Below are 18,603 nucleotides of genomic sequence, written 5' to 3' on the forward strand. Positions count from 1 at the left end.
AAAACACTTTGATTGTTGGCCGGGAACCCGTAGGTTGTTTCGCAATCGCGCCCGGTAATGACGCCAAGCTCAACGTCAAGGCGGTCCAGATCAGCCACAATATCTTCCAGAGGCTGCGGCTTGCGCTTGTCAAAACCGATAGCCTTGCAAGCCGCCTTGAACATGGCGCTGTTTTTGATGCCGTTGATGATTTCCGGTGTGTTGGGACGGAAGCGAAAGTCTATGACCTTCATGCTCAGATCTCCTGGACTGTCTGAAGTGTTGAAGGGCGTGCTTTCCGGCCCGAGCGTCCACGTGATCCGGTTTGCCCGTGGGGCATTCCGGACGCACCTGCCATAGGTGTGGAATGTGATGTTTTTCTCATCGTCTCCTCTCTGCCTGAACGGTTACAAAAAAGCGGGGCAGTATGCACGGACCTGTCCTGCTTTGTGATTTTTTTCGTTTTGCACGATGCGTGCCAGAGGATATTGGAAGACTGTGTGGATTTTTGAATTAAATTTCAAATATAATCAGCATATTGTTCTAAAATAGTAGCTTGTTTTACGGCTGTTGAGAAGGCGCTGTCGCAAATTTGCAGCTAGTAGGAAATGTTGTCTTTGGGCTATTTTGCACCGCTTGTGAAAAGAGAATCATGCTAAGTATGCAATAGCTTGGGCCGGAACTGCAAAGCTGAAAAAAACGGCATGATGCAAATTTGCGTCGCATAAATGGGCGCTTTTATCAAAAATCCTTACTGAGTGATGCAAATTTGCGGCTATTGTGAAAACTGGCGCAGAGGCTTTTGGTCTAAACCGAAATATTTTTTTAAAAACTTAATTATTAAAGCGTGTTAAAAATTATGGCATGCCCCATGCAAATAAGGGGCAAGCGATGAGGATTGCCCCTTTTACAAGGCATTCTCCGCGCGGCAGCTTACAGGCATCCCGCGCGCCTTATATTCATATTATCTCAGGAGTAACGTGATGAGCATGACCACTTGCGAATGCCGGTCCCCTCAGGAACAGCGTCTGTATGACAAGATTGAGGGCAGGGAAGACAAGTTCCGCAAGACCCATCCCCGCGTTTTCAGTCTGCTTGAGCGGTTTGAAGGGCAGAAGCCTCGTATTGATATTGAGCGTGCCCTGTATTTCACCCAGTCAATGGAAAAGACCGAAGGGCAGCCTCTTGTGCTGCGCTGGGCCAAAGCACTCATGCATATCGCCCAGAACATGACTGTCTATGTGCAGGAAGGCCAGCTGCTGCTGGGCCGCGCTGGCTGCGATGGCCGCTACGGCATTCTTTATCCTGAGCTTGACGGCGACTTTCTGGACATCGCGGTGCGCGACCTGCCCACCCGTAAAACGTCCCCGGCCACCATTACTCCTGAAGACGCCAAGCGTGTGGTGGAAGAAATCGCTCCTTACTGGAAGGGCAAGACCTATCATGAAGCCCTGAACGCGGCTCTGCCCGCCGAAGTGCACAAGCTGACCTATGATGATCCTGAAGGTCTGATTTCGCGCTTCATCGTCAACGAAACCTCTTCATTCCGTTCGTCCATCCAGTGGGTGCACGACTTTGAAAAGATTCTCAAGCGCGGCTTCAACAGCATCAAGAAGGAAGCCGAAGACAAGCTGGCCGCTCTTGATCCTATGAGCCCCAAGGAAGACCGCGAAAAGCGTCCTTTCCTTGAAGCCGTGGTCATCGTGTGCGACGCCATTGTGCTTTGGGCCAAGCGCCACGCCGTGCTCGCCCGCGAAATGGCTGAAAAAGAAACCGACCCCACGCGCAAGGCCGAACTGCTGCGCATGGCTGAAAACGCCGAACACGTGCCCGGCGAGCCCGCCCGTGACTTCTGGGAAGCCTGCCAGAGCCAGTGGTTCACCCAGATGTTCTCGCGCATTGAGCAGAAGACCGGCACCACCATTTCCAATGGCCGTATGGACCAGTACTTCTACCCCTACTACAAGCAGGACCGCGCCGCAGGCAAGATCACCGAAGCCCAGGCTCTGGAACTGCTGGAATGCATGTGGGTTGGCATGGCCGAGTTCATCGACATGTACATCTCGCCCACTGGCGGCGCTTTCAACGAAGGCTACGCCCACTGGGAAGCTGTTACCGTTGGCGGTCAGACCCCGGACGGCCGTGACGCCAGTAATGACCTCACCTACCTGATCCTCAAGTCCAAGCGCGAATTTCCTCTGCACTATCCCGACCTGGCCGCCCGTATCCACTCGCGCGCGCCCGAACGCTACCTGTGGGACGTGGCTGAAACCATCAAGTACGGTTCCGGTTTCCCCAAGCTTATCAACGACGAAGAAATCGTGCCCCTGTACGTTTCCAAGGGCGCGACCTTTGAAGAGGCCCTGGACTACGCCGTTTCCGGCTGCACCGAGGCCCGCATGCCCAACCGCGATACCTATACCTCCGGTGGTGCGTACATCAACTTCGCCGCAGCTGTTGAAATGGTGCTCCGCAATGGCCGCATGAAGAAATACGGCGACCAGCAGCTGGGTGTTGAAACTGGCGATCCCCGCAACTTCAAGACCTGGGACGAATTCTGGAACGCCTATGTGGAACAGCATATGCTTTTCCTCAAAACCGCTTTCACCCAGCAGTACATCATCAACAAGCTGCGTGCGCATCATTTTGCCCAGCCGATGGGCTCGGCCATGCACGACCTGTGCATGAAGCACTGCATCGACCTGCATCAGGAACAGATCCCCGAAGGCATCAACCTGGGCTACTTTGAATATATGGGCCTGGGCACCGTGGTGGACTCACTGGCAGCCGTGAAAAAGCTGGTTTTTGAAGAGAAGAAGCTGAGCATGGACAAGCTCATCGCTGCCATCGACGCCAACTTCGAAGGCTACGACGACGTGCGCGCTCTGCTGCGCTCGGCTCCCTGCTACGGCAACAACGACGAATACGCCGACTCCATTGGCCGCGAAATCGACAAGATTTCCGTGGAATACGGCAACAAGTATTCAATGAAGGATCTTGGCATCCACAACGACGTGCGCTACGTGCCCTTCACGTCGCACGTGCCCTTCGGCAAGGTGGTTTCCGCCACGCCCAATGGCCGTACCGACAGCTTCCCTCTGTCCGACGGTTCCTCGGCTTCGCACGGCGCGGACGTCAACGGCCCCACGGCGGTTCTGCTTTCCAACTGCACCACGAAGAATATGGGCATGCGCGACCGCGCCGCCCGTATGCTGAACATCAAGTTCACGCCCAAGTGCGTTGAAGGCGAGCAGGGCACGGAAAAGCTGGTGTCCTTCATCCGCACCTTCTGCGACCTCAAGCTCTGGCACGTGCAGTTCAACGTGGTCAACAAGGGCACCCTTGTGGCCGCCCAGAAAGACCCGCAGAAATACCGTAACCTTATCGTGCGCATCGCTGGCTACAGCGCCTACTTTGTAGACCTGTCGCCCGATCTGCAAAATGACCTCATCGCCCGTACCGAACACGACGTGATGTAGTTACTACAGCCTTACAGCGGGGAAGGGCCACGGCCCTTCCCCGCATTACTGTATTAAGGGCTGCACTCTAGACAGCAAGGCTCTTTCCCATTGATATGACTGGAAAATAATCTCGTGACGACACTGCCTGGAGGCCATTTGCGCTTCAGGTTGAGAAAAGTTTTATGCTAGGCAAGGGCATGGCCGTGGTGCTGTTATTCCTGCCCACGCTGCGGTTGTCCGTGTGCTGCCCGCTGCCGGCAGATACATTGGGCTGTTTGTAATTATTGCAGATAAATATTGTTACGTGGAAGACTGCCGCGCTGGAAAAGAAGACGTCTTTTTTCCCGGGCAGACCTTAAACCGCTACAGATCAAAAGATTTCGCAAAGGAAGGGAATATGTGCCTGGATGACAGCCAGCAGCAAGGCATGGTGTTTAATATTCAAAAGTACTCCGTACACGATGGGCCGGGCATTCGGACCATTGTTTTTTTGAAGGGCTGTTCCCTTTCGTGCAAATGGTGCAGCAACCCGGAATCACAGAAGTCCTATCCCGAGCTGGCCTGCAATCACGGCCGTTGCATTGATGTTTCCAAATGCGGGCACTGCATTCCAGCCTGTCCGCACGGTTCCATTACCTGTGGCGATGACGACAAGCCTGTCATTGACCGCAGCCATTGCGCAGGCTGTGACATGCCCTGTGCCGAAATTTGTCCTGCCCAGGGTTTGCTGGTATATGGAAAGAAGCGCACTGTGGACGATGTGCTGCGCGTTGTAGAGCAGGACATGGCCTTTTACGCACGCTCCGGCGGCGGCCTGACCCTTTCCGGTGGCGAACCCCTGTTGCAGGGAACCTTTGCCGTAGCGCTGCTGCGTGAAGCCCGCGTGCGGCGCATCAAAACCGCTGTGGAAACCTGCGGTATGGTGCCCGCTGAAACTGTACGTGAGGCTGCGCCCTATCTGAACTACGTGCTCTATGACATCAAGCATATGGACAGCGCGGTGCACGAAGCGCACACGGGCTTGCCCAATGCGCGTATTCTTGAGAACTTTCGTATCCTGGCTGAGGAATTTCCCGATCTGCCCATATTGGCCCGCACTCCTGTCATCCCCGGGTTCAACGACACCGAGGAAGCCATCGCGGCCATAGCCGAATTCCTCAAGCCCTATACGCATGTCAAATACGAAATGCTGGCTTACCACCGTCTGGGCACCCAGAAGTATCATTTTCTTGCCAGAGAAGTTCCTATGGGCGAGGTGAGCCTGGATAAAGCCCTGATGAGCAGGCTGCAAAAGACGGCTCTGGACATTTTGGGCGAGCGAGTGCAGATTTCAGACTGATTACTTAGCATCTTACCGGGTTGAAATATGGCTGACCGTTCTCAGGAACTGCTTTCCAAACATGTGGAGCGTATACTTGACGCCCTGCCTGAAGGCGTTTTTATCAGCGACGCCTCGGGCATAAGCCTGCGCGTTAACCGCATGTATGAGCAGCTGACGGGCCTTACGCAGGCGCAGTTACAGGGCAAGAACGTGCGTTGTCTGGTGGAAGAAGGGGTTTTTGACCACATTCTGAACCCGGAAATCGTACGCACTGGCAGGCCCACTACGCACGTGCAGCAGCTCAAGGACGGCAAAAAACTGGTCCTGACGGGTTTTCCCGTTTTTGATTCACGGGGCGAACTTTGCCTTGTGGTCACCTTTGCGCGTGACATTACCCTGCTGGCCCAGTTGCAGGATCAGGTGACCGGGCAGTGTAAGCTCATTGACCAGATCAACGATCAGCTGGCGTATATCAGCAATGAGGGCAACAAGGTACGCGAGCCAGTGTACGTCAGCCCGTCCATGCGAGAAGTGGTTTCACTTTTGCGCCGTTTTGCAGCTACAGACGCCACTGTGCTCATCCTTGGAGAAACCGGGGCTGGCAAAGACGTTTTCGCCCGTTTTACCCACGGGCTTTCTGAGCGCCGGGACAAGATTCTGCTCAAGGTCGACTGTGGCGGTATTTCCGAAACCCTTACGGAATCGGAACTGTTCGGCTACATGCCCGGCGCGTTTACAGGAGCCTCCAACAAGGGCAAGGCCGGGTATTTTGAAATTGCTGACGGCAGCACCATCTTTCTGGACGAAGTGGGCGAGCTGCCCCTGTCCATGCAGACACGTCTGTTACGGGTGCTTCAGGACGGCGAAATCATGCGGGTGGGCGCGTCAAGCCCACGCAAGGTGGACGTGCGCATCATCGCGGCCACCAACCGCAATCTGGCAGAAAGCGTAGAGGCAGGCACCTTCCGGCGTGACCTCTACTACCGTCTCAACGTGGCTACCGTGCGCATTCCTCCCCTCAGGGAGCGCAGGGAAGACGTGCGCATGCTGGCCGAGCATTTTCTTGAACATTATATGGCCAAGTACCATAAGGTCATGGCCTTTATGGACGTGACGCTGGACATGATGGCGGCCTATGCTTGGCCCGGCAACGTGCGCGAATTGCAGAACCTCGTGCACAGTCTTGTCATTACGCTCACGGGACCGCTTATTTCTCCGCGTGACCTGCCCACACAGATTTCTGGCGTCAGCAACGATGCCTCGCGCTATTCGGAAGACGTGCTCAGCGCCCGCCGCCCCTTGCGTGAGATTATGGCGGAAATGGAGCGCGATTTTCTGCTTAAAGCCATTGAGGTTCACGGCTCTGTACAGCGTGTGGCCGAACTGTTTCAGGTCAACCGCAGTACCATTTTTCGCAAGCTGCAAGGCACAAGGTTTTCACCGTGACCCCCGGCGGCAGCCAGAAAAACAGCATCCCTCAAGGCGGCATAGCCGTCACGGCACTTCTCACGCTCATCTGCATGATTTTTTTTGCGGCCAACTCGCTGTTGTGCCGTATGGCGCTCTTTGGTGCGGGCATGGACCCTGTGAGCTATACCGTTTTGCGCTCTGTATCGGCTGCTGCGGTACTGTGGGTGCTCGCAGCGCTGCGTGGCCAGCGCGCATTGCAGTCTGGCAGCTGGAGTGCAGCTCTGGCCCTTTTTGCCTATATGGCCTGCTTTTCCTGGGCCTATGTCAATCTGCCCGCCGCAGCCGGGGCGCTTATCATAGCCGTGGCCGTGCAGGTCAGCATGGTGGGAGCGGGAATGGCCCTGGGCCAGCGCCCCAGCCGCGCTCAGGCTTTGGGCATCGGGCTGGCCATGTCGGGCCTTGTGTACCTTTTGCTGCCGGGGCTGGACGCGCCGCCGTTATGGCCGTCAGCCATTATTTTTCTTTCCGGCGCGTCATGGGCTGCCTACACCCTGCTGGGTCGCCGCAACAGTGCGCCAGTGGCCGCCACTGCGGGCAATTTTGTGCGCTGTCTGCCCTTGGCCCTGCTTCTTTTGCCCCTGGCCTGGATGGATTTTTCCGGAAGCGGCGTGAGGGCAGGTGCGCCTATGTTGCCTTTTACGGGAATAGTGTGCGCTCTCGTCGCCGGAGGCATTGCCTCGGCATTGGGCTATGTGTTGTGGTATTCCGTTTTGCCCAAACTCAGCGTGCCCACGGCCGCTGTTGTGCAGTTGAGCGTGCCGCTTATTACAGCCTTTGGCGGCGCACTGTTTATGGGAGAGGCCATCACTCTGCGCCTCGGCATAAGCGCGGCGGCCATTCTTGGCGGCATCTTTTGCGCCACAGCCCTGACCCCATTGTGCAGGCGGTAAACCGCAAGGCCTTGCATGTAGTCTCGCGCTTCATTCTGCGTACAGTCCAAAGCTTTTCCCCAAGGTTGCGCTGCTGCTGCCGGAACTGAAAGCGCTTCAACGTATTCTGCCTCACTCAGCCCAAGATTTTGCATTTCTGGTGCAACCCTGCAAGCCAGCTTGCACCCCGGTGGGTTTTTCCGTAGTCTTGAATCATGGCGAAAACACGTGAAATATATATATGCTCCTCCTGCGGAGCACAGACCATGCAGTGGCGCGGGCAGTGCCCCGGCTGTCATGAATGGAATACACTGGAAGCGTCGGTACAGTCCCGTTCAGCGAGCAAGGCGCGTACGCCTCTGAGCGGTGAAAATTCTGCCGGACGCCCCATATCCCTGCGTGATGTTGAGGATTCAGGCCACGAACCCTATGGCAGCGGCTTGCAGGCGCTGGACAGGGTGCTGGGCAATGGTCTTGTGCCCGGAGCCGCCATTCTTGTGGGCGGTGAACCCGGCATAGGTAAATCCACTCTTTTGTTGCAGGTGGCAGGGCTTGTGGCAGGGCAGATGGCCGCCAGAGGCCGTCCTGTTCTCTACGCCAGCGGTGAAGAATCGCTGCCGCAGATCAAGGGCAGGGCAGAGCGTCTTGGCATGCTTGACGCCAATTTGCTGGCCCTCGCCACTTCCCGCGTGGAAGACGTGGTAGAAGCCGCCAATGCGCAAAATCCGGCCCTGCTTGTGGTGGACTCCGTACAGACCCTCACCAGTCTTGAAGCCGAGGGGTTGCCGGGCAACGTCAGCCAGGTGCGGGCCGTGGCCACATCCTTGCTGGAAGTCTGCCGCCGTCTGGGCTGCACACTCATTCTTGTGGGCCATGTGACCAAGGACGGCGTGCTTGCCGGGCCGCGTCTGCTTGAACATATGGTGGACACGGTTATTTCGCTTGAAGGCGACCGCCGTCAGATGTTTCGCCTGCTGCGCGTGTTCAAAAACCGTTTTGGCCCCAACGAGGAACTGCTTGTTTTTCGCATGGGGCAGCAGGGCATGCAGGTGGTCGACGACCCTTCTACCTTTTTTCTGGGCCAGCGAGACGCCTCGCTTTCCGGTACAGCAGTGGTCATGGCCGTGGACGGGCAGCGCCCTCTTGCTGTTGAGGTGCAGGCGCTTGTGTCGCGTACCTTTTTGAGCATTCCGCGCCGCGCGGCTCTTGGTTTTGATGTGGGGCGGCTGCATCTTTTGCTGGCTGTTCTTGAAAAACGGCTCAAGCTGAATTTTGGCCAGGTGGACATCTATGCTAAGGTAGGCGGAGGTATGAAGCTGAACGAGCCGGGGCTGGACCTTGCGCTGGTGGCCGCCGTGCTTTCGTCCTATTATGATGTTCCTCTGCCAGAGAAATGCGTGCTCTGGGGCGAGGTGGACCTCAACGGCCAGATACGGCCTGTGGCCGCCCAGGATCTGCGCCTGACCCAGGCACGGCGGCTGGGTTTTGATCCCATTGTGCATCCCGGTGAGGAAAAAGGCGGTATTGCCACCATTGCGGCCTTGCAGCAGCGCCTTTTTCACCGTCGGCAGAAGCCGGAGGAATAGCAATGGCTCTGGAAGTGGAACGTAAATTTCCGGGCGTTGATCTGAACGATCTGCGTGCCCGGTTGCAGGAACAGGGCGCACAGTGCCTTGGTGTGCATTTTGAGAGCAACACTGTTTTTGAAACGCCGGATGGCGTCCTTACCTCAAGCGGGCGGTTGTTGCGGCTGCGCAGCCAGGAATGGCCGGACAAAGTCCGTTATGTGCTGACCTTGAAACTGCCTGCTCAAGCTCCTGCCGGGGCAGAGCAGTGCAAGGTGCGCGAAGAGCGCGAGATTGAAGTTGCTGACGCCAACGGCATGCTCCAGATACTTGAAGGGTTGGGGTACAGCCCGGCGGCGCGTTATGAGAAAGTGCGTGAACCCTGGCGTCTGAACGGCGTCGAGGTAGAGCTGGACATTCTGCCCTTTATGCAGGGGGCGGAACTGGAAGGCCCTGCAGAGGCCATTGAAGCCGTGCAGCGCTGTCTGGCCCTTGACAATGTGGCAATCAGTACCAAGAATTATCATCAGCTGCATCAGGATTGGCTGCAACGTAATAACCTGCCCCTTCAGCGTTCATTTGTGTTTGACGAAACGCAAAGACGCACCTGGAGACGCCAGTTGGGGCTGCTGGAAGAAGACGGTTTCATTTTCCCTGAACAGCGCTGAATATTTGTCTGCGGAGTAGTGCATGCCCGTTTTTAACGAGAGCCAGAATGACGGCGAAAGCCAGGTCATTGTGGAAAAAAAATTGAAGGAGCCCGACCGCTATCGGGTGCTCCTGCACAACGACGATTACACCAGTATGGATTTTGTGGTGGCTGTTCTATGCGGCATCTTCCACAAAACCACGGAAGAGGCCACCGCCATCATGCTGAACATACATCAGCAGGGCGTGGGACAGTGCGGTGTATACACCCATGAAGTAGCAGAGACCAAGGTGAAAAGGGTTCATCAGGCGGCCAAGGCTGCGGGATTTCCCCTCAAATGCACCATGGAAAAAATTTACTGAGATGCCTATGTTGAGCAAGAGTGTTCAAAGCGTCATACGTGACGCACTTATGGAAGCCCACCGGCGTCGTCACGACCTGCTGACCGTGGAGCACGTTCTTTTTGCTCTCACCAACAGCATGCGCGGGCGTATTCTGCTTGAGGGCAGCGGTGCCAGTGTGGCCGTGTTGCGCGAGCAGCTTGAAGAATTTTTCAACCGTGAAATGGAAGCCGTTCCTCTGGCGGGCAATCACGAAGTGGCCCAGACCGAAGGCGTGCAGCGCGTTCTTGAACGCGCTCTGAGCCATATTCGTTCTGCCGGGCGTGATACCGTTGAGTTGGGCGACCTGCTCATCTCCATCATGGACGAAGAGGAAAGCTACGCCAACTACTACCTGCGCAAGCAGGGCGTGGAGCGTCTTGATGTCTTGACCTTCGTGTCGCACGGCATGGATGAGGGCGGTGGCTCCAAAGGGGCTGGTCAGGGCGGCGAAATTGAGGAAAAGGAAGGCAAAGCCGATCCTTTGGCCCAGTATGCCGTGGACCTTACAGCCCGTGCCCGCGAGGGCAAGATCGATCCTCTGGTGGGCCGCGTGACCGAGCTTGACCGCGCGGTTGAAGTACTGTGCCGCCGCCGTAAAAACAATCCGCTTTTTGTGGGCGACCCTGGCGTGGGCAAAACTGCTCTGGCCGAGGGCCTGGCCCTGCGTATTGTGGAAGGCAAGGTGCCCGAAATGTTCGCCAAGGCCCAGTTGTTCGCTCTGGACATGGGGCTGTTGCTGGCGGGTACCCGCTACAGGGGCGATTTTGAAAGCCGCCTCAAGGCTGTTGTGCAGCGCTTGCAGGAACTTCCCGAAGCGATTTTGTTTATTGACGAAATTCATACCATTGTTGGGGCAGGTTCTACCTCGGGCGGCTCTATGGACGCCTCCAACCTGCTCAAACCAGTGCTGGCCAACGGCGAGTTGCGGTGCATCGGCTCCACGACCTATGAGGAGTTTCGCAACCACTTTGAAAAAGACCGTGCCCTGGCCCGCCGGTTTCAGCGCATTGACCTTACGGAACCGACGCCTGACGAATGCCTTGCCATTATTCAGGGGCTTGAGAATCGTTATGCCGACTTCCACAAGGTTCGTTACAGTCCCGCAGCCATCAAGGCTATGGTGGATCTGACGGCCCGGCATGTGCGCGACCGCCTGCTGCCCGACAAGGCAATCGACGTGCTGGACGAATCCGGCGCAGCCGTGCGTCTGGGCCGCGGTGTGCAGACTGGCTCAAGCAAGCAGCCTGCCGTGCGTTCGGCCAGCAAAGCCGTTAAGGGCGGCAAGGCTTCGCGTCCTCTGGTGGGCGTGGGCGATGTGGAACGCATTGTGGCGCGTATGGCGGGTATCCCCGTGCGTACCGTATCCGGCACAGAACGCAACCGTCTGGCCACGCTTGAAAAAGACCTGAAAGGACATGTGTTCGGTCAGGATGCTGCTATTGAGCTCACTGTGCGCGCCATCTTGCGCGCCCGTGCGGGGCTTGGGCAGGAGCAGCGTCCGGCTGGCGCGTTTTTGTTCTACGGCCCCACGGGTGTGGGCAAGACGGAAGTGGCCCGCAGCCTTGCCAAGCTTATGGGCGTGGAATTTCTGCGCTATGACATGAGCGAATATATGGAAAAGCACTCCGTATCGCGTCTCATCGGGGCGCCTCCCGGCTATGTGGGCTTTGATCAGGGCGGGCTGCTTACCGAAGCCGTGCGCAAGGCTCCCTATTCCGTAGTGCTGCTGGATGAGGTGGAAAAGGCCCATCCCGACATCTTCAACGTGCTGCTTCAGGTTATGGACTATGCCACGTTGACGGACAATACGGGCAGGAAAACAGACTTTTCGCACGTCATTCTTATTATGACCTCCAACGCTGGCGCTTTCGACATGTCGCGTCAGGCTATGGGCTTTGGTGGAGCTTCCCGGCAGGATGCGGCCCACAAGGGGCTCAAGGCTGTGGAAAATACCTTCAGCCCCGAATTCCGCAACAGGCTGGACGCTCTTGTGCCCTTTGGCAGCCTGACAGAAGACATGATGCTGCGCATTGTGGACAAGTTTGTGGGCGAAATCGTGCATAGCCTTGAGCAACGCCATGTGGACCTTGAACTGAGCCTGACAGCCCGTCAGTGGCTGGCCCGCAAGGGGTTTGATCCTGCTATGGGCGCACGGCCGCTGCGGCGTTTGCTGCGTACAGAGCTGGAAGACAAGCTGGCCCACGAACTGCTGTTCGGCTCGCTTGCCAAGGGCGGCAGCGTAAGGCTTGATGTGGTGGAAGACGCGCTTGTGCTCGAGTCTGTAAAGTCTGCAAAAGTGCCTGCCAAGGTTGATGCGGCAAAAAAGGCCACAACTGCCAAGTCTGCTTCTGCCGGCAAGCCTGCAAAGGCCGCCAGTACTCCCGCCAAACCGGGAGCCTCAGGCAAGGGAGCAGCCGTAGCCAGGTCTGGCGCTAAAGCTACATCCGGCACTTCGGCCAAGACGGCTTCTGCCCGGGAAAAAACAGGGGCGGCAGAACCCAAAAAGGCGGCCAAAAAACCGCCCAAAAGCAAAGCTTAAGCAGCGGGGCGGTCAGCTGTGGAGACAATCTTCGCGGTTCTGGCCGCCCAGTTTCCTCCGCTTGAAGCGGCGCGGGAAGACGGCCTTCTTTGTGCCGGTGGTGACTTGCGGGTGGAGCGGCTGCTGGCGGCTTACAGCCGGGGAATTTTTCCCTGGTACGAGGCCGGGCTGCCCATACTCTGGTGGGCACCGGACCCCCGTTGCATCTTGCCGCTGGAGAACTTTCACCTTCCGGCCCGCAGTGCCCGTGCTTTGCGGCAAAAACCCTTTGAACTGACTTTTAACGCGGCCTTCGGCAGGGTCATACGGGCATGCGCCCAGTCGCGTACGCCCAATGGCGGCACGTGGCTCACGCCCGAAATGATAGAGGCCTATGAGCGCCTTCATAGCATGGGGTTTGCCCACAGTGTGGAAGCCTGGCGTGAGGGTGAACTGGCTGGCGGGTTGTATGGCGTTGGGTTTGCGCGGGTGTTTTTTGGCGAATCAATGTTTCATTTTGTGTCTGAAGCGTCACGCGCCGCCCTGGCAGGCTTGGTGAGCCTGCTGCGCATGCGTGGCGTTACCCTGCTGGACTGTCAACAGGAAACCCCGCACATCATGAAGATGGGCGGGGGTCTTCTGCCTCGTGAGGACTTTGCGCAAAAACTGCGGGAAGCTCTTGTTCCCCCTGTGGTTCCGGCATCCGGCGACAGACTGCCCAGCACGGACCACGTCTTTTGCGGAGGTGAAATTCACGAAGTGCCAGACGAAGAGGTCTGGCAACCCTGGCGTGAACGCTATGACTATTCGTTGTCCAGCGGGGCGTGGGCTTCCAGATCGTAAAAGCCGTGAGCCGGGAAAGACAGGGGGTAGTCGCGCACGGTTTCAAAACGGATGAACCCTGTGCTTTTGCCCTCGGTAATGCCTGCCAGTGGGGCAACACCCATCGGAACAGGTATGTCCATAGGGCAGACAGTGATTTTTTCAATGTGTTCGGCGTAGCGCTGCTCAAGGTAGTCTGCCAGAGCGCGGCTTTCTTCAGCGGTAAACGCTTCGAGAATACAGCGCAGAGCGGCGTCTTCCGTGGCTCCCTGAAGTACTTCGGGCGGAACGGAAGGGTCGGCGGGGGCTACCAGACCAAGACCCCGCAGGGGTTCCAGCTCGTCATCTCCGGCGTTGGGCCGAAAAATCTGCACGTCAACATGGCGGCGTCCCTTGAAGGTATTAAGCGTAACAGCCACAATGTAGAATCTGTCCAGCGGCAGGTCGTACTGCGTGGGCACAATGATTTTTTCCATAGCACATCCCGTGGTTAGTGTATTATTTCACACCCTCTTACCCCAAAACAGAACATGATGGAAGACAAGTCCGCTATCCCTTTCAGCCTGGAAACGGCCTACACGCCCACAGGCGATCAGCCTACAGCCATTGACGAACTGGTGAGCAATATTCAGGCGGGAGTGCCCGCCCAGGTGCTTCTGGGCGTTACGGGCTCCGGCAAAACGTTCACTATGGCCAATGTCATTGCCCGCTGCAATCGTCCGGCTCTGGTGCTTGCGCCCAACAAAACTCTGGCGGCTCAGCTGTATGGTGAATTCCGCGCACTTTTTCCGCGCAATGCTGTGGAATATTTTGTCAGCTATTACGACTACTACCAGCCAGAAGCCTATGTGCCCGCCTCGGACACCTATATTGAAAAAGACTCTTCCATCAATGATAACATAGACAAGCTGCGCCACGCCGCCACCCACGCCCTGCTCACACGGCGCGACGTGATAATCGTGGCGTCGGTTTCGTGCATCTACGGGTTGGGTTCGCCGGAATACTACGCCAAGATGGTCATTCCCGTTGAGGTGGGCCAGCACTTTCCGATGGACAAGCTCATCACGCGTCTGGTGGAAGTGCACTACGAGCGCAACGACTACGACTTCCACCGCGGCACGTTCCGCGTGCGCGGCGATGCCCTTGAAATCATTCCGGCCTATCACCACGAGCGCGCTCTACGCCTGGAATTTTTTGGGGACGATATAGACGCCCTGCGCGAAATTGATCCCCTCACGGGCGAGGTGCTGGCAGATGTGTCCAAAACCGTGCTATATCCGGCCAGTCATTTCGTGTCCGCGCAGGATAACCTCAAGCGCGCTGCCAGTGATATTCGTGACGAGCTGGCAGAGCGTCTGACGCTGTTTAAAGATCAGGGCAAGCTTGTGGAGGCCCAGCGCCTTGAGCAGCGTACCCAGCTTGATCTTGAGATGATTGAAGAGCTTGGTTACTGCAACGGCATCGAAAACTATACCCGTCATATGGATGGCCGCGTGGCAGGCGAGCCGCCATCATGCCTGCTGAACTACTTTCCCAAGGACTTTCTGCTGTTCGTGGACGAGTCGCATATTACCATTCCCCAGGTGGGGGGCATGTACAAAGGCGACCGCTCGCGCAAGACCACACTGGTGGACTACGGCTTTCGCCTGCCGTCTGCCCTGGACAACAGGCCGCTGCAATTCAATGAATTTACCACCTTGCTTAACCAGGTTGTCTATGTATCGGCCACGCCAGCCAAGTATGAACGGGATCAGGCGCAGGGCATTGTGGCCGAGCAGATTATCCGGCCCACAGGTCTGGTGGACCCGGAGGTGGAGGTTCGCCCCACCAAGGGACAGATGGAAAATCTGCTGGGCGAGTGCCGTGGTTGTGTCAGCCGGGGCGAAAGGGTACTTGTGACCACCCTGACCAAGCGCATGGCCGAAGACCTGACAGAATACTGTTGCAGCATGGGGGTTCGCGCGCGCTACCTTCACTCAGATATTGACACCCTTGAGCGCATGCAGATCATCCGTGCGCTGCGTATGGGCGAGTTTGACGTGCTGGTGGGCATCAACCTGCTGCGCGAAGGTCTTGATATTCCCGAAGTCTCTCTTGTGTGCATCCTTGATGCCGACAAGGAAGGTTTTTTGCGTTCAGTGGGGTCGCTTATCCAGACCTTTGGGCGTGCTGCCCGAAATGCGCAGGGCCGGGTCATACTGTATGCCGACAAAATGACGGATTCGATGAAGGCGGCTATGGACGAAACTGCCCGCCGCCGGGCCAGGCAGACCGCCCATAACGAAGAGCACGGCATTACGCCGACCAGCACACGAAAAAGCCTTGAGTCTCCGCTGGATAGTTTGTATGTGGAAGATGGCTCGTCACGCGGGCGTGGCAAAGGCCGCGGCAAAGGCAAGGGACAGGAACCAGACGCCATTCCGCTTACCGCTGAAGATACAGCCTTGCTGGTAGCGAAGCTCGAAAAAGAAATGCGTCAGGCTGCCCGCGATCTGGAGTTCGAGCAGGCCGCCCAGTTGCGCGACCGCATACGGGTGTTGCGGGCACGGCTCATCGCCCTGCCTGAATAGCTGCGGTGCTGCCGCCGTGGCTTGCCGGGCCTTGCTTCTCGGTCGTGCAGCCATTTGGGGAACGCGGCAGTGCAGCTGTGCTTGCATGGCGCGATTGCTTCGCTTCCAGGCAAGCATGGTAAAGTTAAGATGCCCTGACGGCACTGGCAAAAGTTTTTCTCGCAAAATGGGCTTGCCTACAGCCTCATAAGGTTTTTCATGTCACAGCAAAATAAAAATCAGGGCGGGCAGGCCCAGTTCAGCCTTTTTTCCGCTGGTCCCTCCGGCCCCTCAGCCGAAGATCGCCAGCGTGTTGAGCAGCTCACGGCAGCGCTTGAGCACCATAATTATCTCTATCATACCCTGGACAAGCCCGAGATCAGCGACGACCAGTTTGACGCCCTGTTCCACGAACTGCAGGCTTTGGAAGACCGTTGGCCGGAGCTGCGCTCGCCCCATTCTCCCACGCTGCGTGTGGGCGGCAAGCTGATCGACGGACTGGCCAAAAAAGCCCACAGCCTTCAGATGTATGGCCTGGACAACGTGTTTTCGGCAGAACAGTGGCAGGATTTTGCAGACCGTATGCGCCGTGCCTGGGATGCGGACCTTAACGGCCCCTTGCCGGAAGGCTTCTGGTGTGATCCCAAGCTGGACGGTCTTGCTCTGGAAATCGTCTATGTTGACGGCACAATGCAGGAAGCCCTTACCCGGGGCGACGGCGAAGTTGGTGAAGTTGTCACCGAGGCTGTGCGTACCATCCGCACCGTGCCCTTGCGTCTTGCAGGGCCTGGGCCTTTTCCCGCACGGCTGGAGGTGCGCGGTGAGGTTGTCATGTTCAAAAAGGACTTTGCCGCCCTTAATGAAAAACAGGAAGCGCTGGGGTTGAAAACCTTTGCCAACCCACGCAATGCCGCAGCCGGAACCTTGCGGCAGCTAGATATTTCGATTACCGCATCACGTCCTCTGCGCTTTCTGGCCTACAGCCTTGGCGAGGCGCAATGGCCGCCAGCCCCCGTCTGCAAGTTGCAATCAGAGGTTATGGCACAGCTGAAGGAATACGGCTTTCTTACACCGCCTGACGGCAAGCTGTGCAACAGCGTTCAGGCAGTGGAAGAATACGCCCAGTGGGTCAGGGAGCATCGGCCCCAGTTTCGTATGGAAATTGACGGGGCGGTAGCCAAGCTGGACAATCTTGAAGCCCAGCTGGCGCTTGGTTTCACGGCGCGTGCCCCGCGCTTTGCCGTGGCCTTCAAGTTTCCTGCCGAGCAGGCGCAAACCCTGTTGAAGGATATTGAAATCCAGGTGGGACGCACAGGCGTGCTGACCCCTGTGGCAGTGCTTGAGCCCATAGCCGTGGGTGGCGTTATGGTCTCCCGGGCGACGCTGCACAATGAAGACGAGATTCGCAGCCGTGATGTGCGCGTGGGCGATACCGTCATGGTGCGCCGTGCTGGCGATGTGATCCCGGAAGTGGTGGGGCCTGTGCTGGACAGGCGTCCGGCGGATGCCGAGGAATACGTTTTTCCGCATAGTTGTCCGGTCTGCCATCAGCCCGCCTACCGCGAAGAAGGTGAAGCTGCATGGCGCTGTGAAAATATGGCCTGTCCCGCCATCCGGTTGCGGGCCATCAGCCATTTTGTCTCCAAGGCCGGGCTTGATATTTCCGGTGTGGGCCAGAAGTGGATAGAGCAACTGGTCAACAGCGGGCGCGTGCAGTCTCCGGTAGATCTTTTTACTCTGACGGTTGAAGAATTGCTGGGTTTCGAGCGCATGGGCGAAGTGCTGGCGCAAAAATTTGTGGACGCGCTTGACGGGGCCAGACATACCGCCACCTTGCCGCGCCTGATCAGTGCGCTGGGTATTCGTCATGTGGGTGAACAGACCGCACGTACGCTTGCCGCGCATTTTCAGAACCTGGATGAACTTGAAAAAGCCGATGGCGAAACGCTGCAAAGCCTGTCTGATGTGGGGCCGGAGGTAGCGTCATCCATACGCAATTTCTTTGACAGCCCTGCCAACAAGGAGCAGCTTGAGCGCTTCAAGGGGCTTGGCCTGTGGCCACAAGGCGGTAAGGGGGCTTCGGGTAAAACGGATGGAGAAGCCGCACAGGGCGAAGGCGCTGTTCCATCAGGCCCGCTGTCTGGCAAAACCATTCTTTTTACCGGAACCCTGAGCATGCCGCGCGGTCAGGCCGAAAAACTGGCCGAGGCTGCCGGGGCCACGCCCCTTGGCAGTGTGAGCAAAAAACTCCACTACCTTGTGGCGGGCGAAAAAGCGGGCAGCAAGCTTGAAAAAGCGCAAAAACTGGGCGTAGCCGTGCTCGATGAAACAGAATTTATGAGCATGTTGCGCGAGGCCGGAGTGGTCTCGGAATAATTTGAATGCAAAGCGAGTGAACATGAGTACAGCCATTGTCGTAGTAGGCGCTAACGGACGCATGGGCAGGACCATCAGCAATCTGGCCGAAACAGAATCAGCTTTCAGCCTTGCAGGACTTGTGGACAGCAAGGAGCATGTGGAAAAATTGGCCGGATCGGCATGCATAGTTGGCGACAGTCTGGCGGCTGTGCTGGCCAAGGCTCCCGGCGCGGTCACCATCGATTTCACTGCCCCGGCTGTGAGCTTGCAATCAGCCCGAACTGTGGCTGAAAGCGGGCACGCCCTTGTTATCGGCACCACAGGTTTTACTGATGCCGAAAAAGACGAGCTGCGCGAACTGGCGAAGCGGGCTCCTATTTTTTGGGCGTCCAACATGAGCATTGGCGTCAATGTGCTGTGCAAGATTTTGCCGGAACTTACGCGCGCCTTGGGCGACTCCTACGACATTGAAATGGTTGAACTGCACCACAGCCGTAAAAAAGACAGTCCCAGCGGCACGGCCCTGACCCTGGGCGAATGCCTGGCTGGCGCGCGTGGCTGGGAACTCAACGACGTACGTTGTTCCGCACGCGACGGCATTATTGGGGAAAGACCCAAGGTGCAAATAGGCATTCAGGCCATACGCGGCGGGGATGTGG

13 protein-coding genes and 1 pseudogene are annotated in these 18,603 nt (G+C 57.2%); 12 read left to right on the plus strand and 2 right to left on the minus strand.

The annotated features are described in order from the left end of the window. Window positions 1–233, minus strand: a pseudogene (locus tag QM579_RS07380) (amidohydrolase); the annotation flags it as partial. 729 nt (window positions 234–962) lie between these two features. On the opposite strand from QM579_RS07380, the gene hpsG reads away from it, so the two are divergent. The 9 genes from hpsG to aat all read left to right on the plus strand — a co-directional run bounded on the left by hpsG (window position 963) and on the right by aat (window position 13,058). Continuing rightward, entirely contained in the window at window positions 963–3,458 is a 2,496-nt protein-coding gene (gene hpsG / locus QM579_RS07385) for a (2S)-3-sulfopropanediol dehydratase (RefSeq protein ID WP_414998525.1), read from the plus strand. A 379-nt stretch (window positions 3,459–3,837) separates the two neighbouring features. After that, complete coding sequence (hpsH, locus tag QM579_RS07390) at window positions 3,838–4,779, plus strand: (2S)-3-sulfopropanediol dehydratase activating enzyme (protein ID WP_414998526.1); 942 nt, start codon at window positions 3,838–3,840, stop codon at window positions 4,777–4,779. Between the two features lie 27 nt (window positions 4,780–4,806). Beyond that, window positions 4,807–6,207, plus strand: coding sequence for a sigma-54 interaction domain-containing protein (locus QM579_RS07395; protein WP_414998527.1), 1,401 nt, complete (start codon window positions 4,807–4,809; stop codon window positions 6,205–6,207). Then, on the plus strand, window positions 6,204–7,121 hold the full coding sequence (locus QM579_RS07400) for a DMT family transporter (protein ID WP_414998528.1): 918 nt from the start codon (window positions 6,204–6,206) through the stop codon (window positions 7,119–7,121). Before QM579_RS07395 ends, QM579_RS07400 begins: the two co-directional genes overlap by 4 nt. 194 nt (window positions 7,122–7,315) lie before the next feature. Beyond that, a complete protein-coding gene (gene radA, locus QM579_RS07405) occupies window positions 7,316–8,686 on the plus strand; it encodes a DNA repair protein RadA (RefSeq protein ID WP_414998529.1) in 1,371 nt (456 codons plus the stop codon). A 2-nt stretch (window positions 8,687–8,688) separates the two neighbouring features. Then, window positions 8,689–9,333, plus strand: coding sequence for a class IV adenylate cyclase (locus tag QM579_RS07410; RefSeq protein WP_414998530.1), 645 nt, complete (start codon window positions 8,689–8,691; stop codon window positions 9,331–9,333). 22 nt (window positions 9,334–9,355) lie between these two features. Next, window positions 9,356–9,676 carry an ATP-dependent Clp protease adapter ClpS gene (gene clpS / locus QM579_RS07415; protein WP_414998531.1) on the plus strand — a complete coding sequence of 107 codons (321 nt, stop codon included), beginning with the start codon at window positions 9,356–9,358 and terminating at the stop codon, window positions 9,674–9,676. 7 nt (window positions 9,677–9,683) lie between these two features. Then, complete coding sequence (gene clpA / locus QM579_RS07420) at window positions 9,684–12,236, plus strand: ATP-dependent Clp protease ATP-binding subunit ClpA (RefSeq protein WP_414998532.1); 2,553 nt, start codon at window positions 9,684–9,686, stop codon at window positions 12,234–12,236. An 18-nt stretch (window positions 12,237–12,254) separates the two neighbouring features. Then, a complete protein-coding gene (gene aat / locus QM579_RS07425) occupies window positions 12,255–13,058 on the plus strand; it encodes a leucyl/phenylalanyl-tRNA--protein transferase (protein ID WP_414998533.1) in 804 nt (267 codons plus the stop codon). Here aat and QM579_RS07430 read toward each other — a convergent pair. Next, complete coding sequence (locus QM579_RS07430) at window positions 13,019–13,513, minus strand: hypothetical protein (RefSeq protein WP_414998534.1); 495 nt, start codon at window positions 13,511–13,513, stop codon at window positions 13,019–13,021. The two genes, aat and QM579_RS07430, sit on opposite strands and share 40 nt — an antisense overlap. A 57-nt stretch (window positions 13,514–13,570) precedes the next feature. On the opposite strand from QM579_RS07430, the gene uvrB reads away from it, so the two are divergent. The 3 genes from uvrB to dapB all read left to right on the plus strand — a co-directional run. Then, complete coding sequence (gene uvrB / locus QM579_RS07435; protein ID WP_414998537.1) at window positions 13,571–15,607, plus strand: excinuclease ABC subunit UvrB; 2,037 nt, start codon at window positions 13,571–13,573, stop codon at window positions 15,605–15,607. 198 nt (window positions 15,608–15,805) lie between these two features. Then, window positions 15,806–17,962, plus strand: coding sequence for an NAD-dependent DNA ligase LigA (gene ligA / locus QM579_RS07440; RefSeq protein ID WP_414998535.1), 2,157 nt, complete (start codon window positions 15,806–15,808; stop codon window positions 17,960–17,962). 22 nt (window positions 17,963–17,984) lie between these two features. Beyond that, on the plus strand, window positions 17,985–18,603 hold a 619-nt coding region (dapB, locus tag QM579_RS07445), incomplete at its 3' end, for a 4-hydroxy-tetrahydrodipicolinate reductase (RefSeq protein WP_414998536.1).

Source organism: Desulfovibrio sp. (assembly GCF_047607245.1).
In the GTDB taxonomy this organism is placed as follows: Bacteria; Desulfobacterota; Desulfovibrionia; order Desulfovibrionales; family Desulfovibrionaceae; genus Desulfovibrio.

Bases quoted from the DNA above. Each gene is read 5' to 3' on its own strand.
- ligA (WP_414998535.1), top strand. From the start codon at position 15,806: ATGTCACAGCAAAATAAAAATCAGGGCGGGCAGGCCCAGTTCAGCCTT.
- QM579_RS07410 (WP_414998530.1), top strand. From the start codon at position 8,689: ATGGCTCTGGAAGTGGAACGTAAATTTCCGGGCGTTGATCTGAACGAT.
- clpA (WP_414998532.1), top strand. From the start codon at position 9,684: ATGTTGAGCAAGAGTGTTCAAAGCGTCATACGTGACGCACTTATGGAA.
- QM579_RS07395 (WP_414998527.1), top strand. From the start codon at position 4,807: ATGGCTGACCGTTCTCAGGAACTGCTTTCCAAACATGTGGAGCGTATA.
- clpS (WP_414998531.1), top strand. From the start codon at position 9,356: ATGCCCGTTTTTAACGAGAGCCAGAATGACGGCGAAAGCCAGGTCATT.
- QM579_RS07430 (WP_414998534.1), bottom strand. From the start codon at position 13,513: ATGGAAAAAATCATTGTGCCCACGCAGTACGACCTGCCGCTGGACAGA.
- radA (WP_414998529.1), top strand. From the start codon at position 7,316: ATGGCGAAAACACGTGAAATATATATATGCTCCTCCTGCGGAGCACAG.
- uvrB (WP_414998537.1), top strand. From the start codon at position 13,571: ATGGAAGACAAGTCCGCTATCCCTTTCAGCCTGGAAACGGCCTACACG.
- hpsG (WP_414998525.1), top strand. From the start codon at position 963: ATGAGCATGACCACTTGCGAATGCCGGTCCCCTCAGGAACAGCGTCTG.
- hpsH (WP_414998526.1), top strand. From the start codon at position 3,838: ATGTGCCTGGATGACAGCCAGCAGCAAGGCATGGTGTTTAATATTCAA.